The sequence below is a fragment of the Galbibacter sp. genome (assembly GCF_035306585.1).
In the GTDB taxonomy this organism is placed as follows: domain Bacteria; phylum Bacteroidota; class Bacteroidia; order Flavobacteriales; family Flavobacteriaceae; genus Galbibacter.
Map to the genome: position 1 here is coordinate 1 of NZ_DATGNU010000016.1, position 4,008 is coordinate 4,008.

The window sequence follows — 4,008 nt, forward strand, 5'->3', positions numbered from 1 at the left end:
GGCCTCTGTTAAGGTGATGAAGCTCATTAGCCCCTACACGGTAATGCTAACGATAAACCTGGAGCCTATTTATGGTATTTTCCTAGCTTATCTTATCTTTGGGGACGCCGAAAAGATGAGTGAAGGTTTCTATGTCGGTGGGGCGGTGATTTTAGCTACTGTACTGGCTAACGGTATTTTAAAGAACACATTGAAAAGAAAAGCGCTGATATCGCAAGACAAATAGTATATTGTTTTATATTTGTGGGATATTGAATAAATAAAACATACTCATGGAATATTTAGATTTTGAGTTACCAATTAAAGAGCTTGAGGAGCAATTGGATAAATGTGTGGTGTTGGGATCAGAGAGTGAAATTGACGTGTCTGATACCTGCAAGCAATTGGAGAAAAAACTAGAAAAGACCAAGAAAGATATTTATAAAAACCTAACCGCATGGCAACGTGTACAATTGTCTCGGCACCCATCTAGGCCGTACACTATGGATTACATTGAGGCTATTTGCGGAGATACCTTCTTAGAACTTCACGGAGATCGCAATGTCAAAGATGACAAAGCTATGATCGGAGGTTTAGGGAAAATAGGAGATCAAACCTATATGTTTATCGGACAGCAAAAAGGGTATAATACCAAAACACGTCAGTACAGAAACTTCGGGATGGCCAATCCAGAAGGATACCGTAAAGCACTTCGTCTGATGAAAATGGCAGAGAAGTTTGGGATTCCTGTAGTGACACTGATCGATACCCCTGGAGCTTATCCAGGAATAGAGGCAGAGGAGCGCGGGCAAGGCGAGGCCATCGCTCGTAATATTTTAGAGATGACTCGCTTGAGAGTACCTATTATCGTTCTTATTATCGGTGAGGGCGCCTCTGGAGGTGCTTTGGGAATAGGGGTAGGTGATCGCGTTCTAATGTTAGAGAATACCTGGTATTCGGTGATTTCACCAGAGTCCTGTTCCTCTATTTTATGGAGAAGTTGGGAATATAAGGAACAGGCTGCTGAGGCGCTTAAATTAACTGCCGCTGATATGAAAAAATTACACCTGGTAGATGATATTGTAAAAGAACCATTAGGAGGAGCACATTCTGATCGCGGGACCACTTTTAAAATTGTGGAGGAGAAAATTCATGAAGTTTATGAGCAACTCAAAAAGTTATCCCCAACAGATTTGGTTAAAAAACGTATGGATAAATATTCAAAGATGGGGGTCTATTCTGGATAAGCCCTTGTGTTTGTTACCAAAATGTTAAGGCCGGAGTTTTTGCTTCGGTTTTTTTTACCTTTATTAACAAGAAATTCAAGTTATTAACACTATAATTGTTCACAATCGGTTAATAAACCTACAGGCGTTTTGACCTGACTTGATCGTACAATTATATACATTCGCAACTATGGAAAAAATAAACCCAATACAAGGCGTTCGGATCGATAAATCCAGTGTAATTCCTTTAGAAAAAGGAAGGATTCCACCGCAAGCTATTGATTTAGAGGAAGCTGTGTTGGGTGCGATGATGATTGATAAAAAAGGAGTCGATGAGGCGATCGACATTTTGAGTCCTGATGCATTCTATAAAGAGGCGCACAAATACATTTTCGAGGCCATTGTGCAGTTATTTGAATCTTCAGAGCCCGTTGACTTATTAACAGTTTCGGCGCGCTTAAAACAGAACAAAAGACTCGATGCGGTGGGTGGGGACTTTTATCTGATTCAATTGACCAAAAAAGTATCTTCCTCGGCGCATATTGAGTTTCATTCGCGTATCATTCTACAGAAATTCATTCAACGCAGTTTGATTAAAATTTCTAGTGAAATAATTCAAGAGGCCTATGATGATGGAACCGATGTATTCGATTTGTTGGATTCTGCCGAATCTAAATTGTATGAAGTAACACAAGGGAACATTAAAAAATCTTCAGAGACGGCTCAAAGTCTTGTCATTCAAGCCAAGAAAAAAATTGAAGAAATATCCAATAAAGAAGGACTCAGTGGTATTCCTTCAGGATTTGATCGTTTGGATAAATTAACCTCAGGATGGCAACCAAGTGATTTAATTATTGTTGCCGCTCGTCCGGGGATGGGTAAAACTGCCCTAACCTTATCGATGGCCAGAAATATTGCTGTAAACTCTAATATACCAGTGGCGTTTTTCTCTTTAGAGATGTCTTCTGTACAGCTAATTACCCGATTGATTTCTTCTGAAACAGGGCTTTCCTCTGAGAAACTCCGTACTGGGAAATTAGAAAAACACGAATGGGAACAACTCAATGTCAAGGTGAAAGCTTTAGAATCGGCACCTTTATTTATTGATGACACCCCTTCGCTATCTATTTTTGACCTTCGAGCAAAGGCCAGAAGGTTAGCTTCTCAACACGGAATCCGTCTTATTGTAATTGATTATTTGCAGCTAATGACTGCGGGAGGTAGCCAAAAAGGAGGCAACCGTGAACAGGAGATCTCTACCATTTCTAGGAATCTTAAGGCGCTGGCTAAAGAACTTGATGTTCCTGTTATTGCACTTTCTCAGCTCTCACGTGCTGTGGAGACTAGGGGAGGTAGTAAACGACCCTTACTTTCTGATCTTAGGGAATCTGGAGCAATCGAGCAGGATGCGGATATTGTGTCCTTTATCTATAGGCCGGAATACTATAAGATTGATGAGTGGGATGATGAGGAGCGCAGCCCAACACAGGGGCAGGCGGAATTTATCGTTGCTAAGCACCGTAATGGTGGATTGGAAAACATTCGTCTTAAGTTCATTGGTCACCTTGGAAAGTTCGATAACTTGGATGATTTTGATTCTCCCTTTGAATTCCAATCCAAGATGAATGCCAATGATGACAATCCTTTTTCCACAACTGACCTTCCAAGTGCCGATGAGGCTTTTGGTAGTGCCATGAATGAGGACGATGGCGATGTACCATTTTAGCAAATAGGTTCGCAAGTACGCCTTGTCTTATCCAGCCTTTTAAAAAGTGTCCCTGAGCAGTTTTTCATGACACGAAGCGCTTGCTTAATGATTCATTCCACTTCACAGCGCAGGACATGCGATTTTACTTAGCAGTGGATACCTTTGGTATTGCTAGTTGGCATCCTGCCCCCTTTGTTTTAATGTGGGTAAAATGTTTGAATTTTCTTCTTGTATGTAGCTCAATGTCCTAATTAAAGCTTTCTTGTAATTTTTAGTTTTAGAATCTTAATAAGCAGCTAATTTTAAGACGAAAATCTTTTTTTAAACTAATTTTTTAAAACAAATAGTTATAGAGATTATGGTTTTGTTGATCAGTCATTGCGCCCTTATAAGATGGATCCCAATTGCTATTGAATTCTTAGGTTCGCCCAGTGGAGCTAATGCTTTAAATTAATAATTTTATTTGGATAGTATTTGAGAGCAACAAATCGCAATCAGACATAGAGAAAATGATATTGAATAGTAAGAGGGAAGATGTTAAAAATAAATTTCATTTTTCAGATAAGAATTCTATTTCGTTCTATACCCTTATGGCAAGTAATAGTAGGGTAATTTAAATTTATATAATAATCGACAGTAGCCCTTTTTAACTTTAGGAGATTAATGCTATTGTCGTTAATAGAGATTTCCTCATGTAGGAAGCCAGTGAATGTTTTGATGATAAAAAATAGGTTTTGATCTTTGATCAGTGGATTATATTTTATCATACTATTGGCGATTATGCAAGCTAACAAATGTGGATGGTTAACATATGTAATAGTAGCGGGTCATCTAATGAATCACGTTAAAACTATGGATTGGTTTTAATCTCCTATTGATAAAAACCCTAAAAAAATCAAATCTTGGAAAAATTTCATTATGATTGGTTAACTTAGACGCTTTAACGGCACAAGTATGAAAAACTGGAGGGTACCATACTTTTTACTTTTGATTCTACTTTGTTTGTCTTGCACTCCATCTGGAAATGATAAGGGGATGCAGGTTGGTTTTTCTCAGGCCATGAGTTCGGACAATTGGAGAAAAGAAATGGAGAAG

2 protein-coding genes and 1 pseudogene are annotated in these 4,008 nt (G+C 38.7%); all 3 read left to right on the top strand.

The window, feature by feature from the left end:
- A pseudogene (locus VKY50_RS01935) lies at window positions 1–226 on the top strand (EamA family transporter); the annotation flags it as partial.
- A gap of 46 nt (window positions 227–272) precedes the next feature.
- Entirely contained in the window at window positions 273–1,226 is a 954-nt protein-coding gene (locus VKY50_RS01940; protein WP_324298298.1) for an acetyl-CoA carboxylase carboxyltransferase subunit alpha, read from the top strand.
- A 169-nt stretch (window positions 1,227–1,395) separates the two neighbouring features.
- Window positions 1,396–2,931, top strand: coding sequence for a replicative DNA helicase (gene dnaB / locus VKY50_RS01945; protein ID WP_324298300.1), 1,536 nt, complete (start codon window positions 1,396–1,398; stop codon window positions 2,929–2,931).
- The last annotated feature ends 1,077 nt before the right edge of the window (window positions 2,932–4,008 follow it).

Coding starts and splice junctions, on each gene's coding strand:
- VKY50_RS01940 (WP_324298298.1), top strand. CDS start 273: ATGGAATATTTAGATTTTGAGTTACCAATTAAAGAGCTTGAGGAGCAA.
- dnaB (WP_324298300.1), top strand. CDS start 1,396: ATGGAAAAAATAAACCCAATACAAGGCGTTCGGATCGATAAATCCAGT.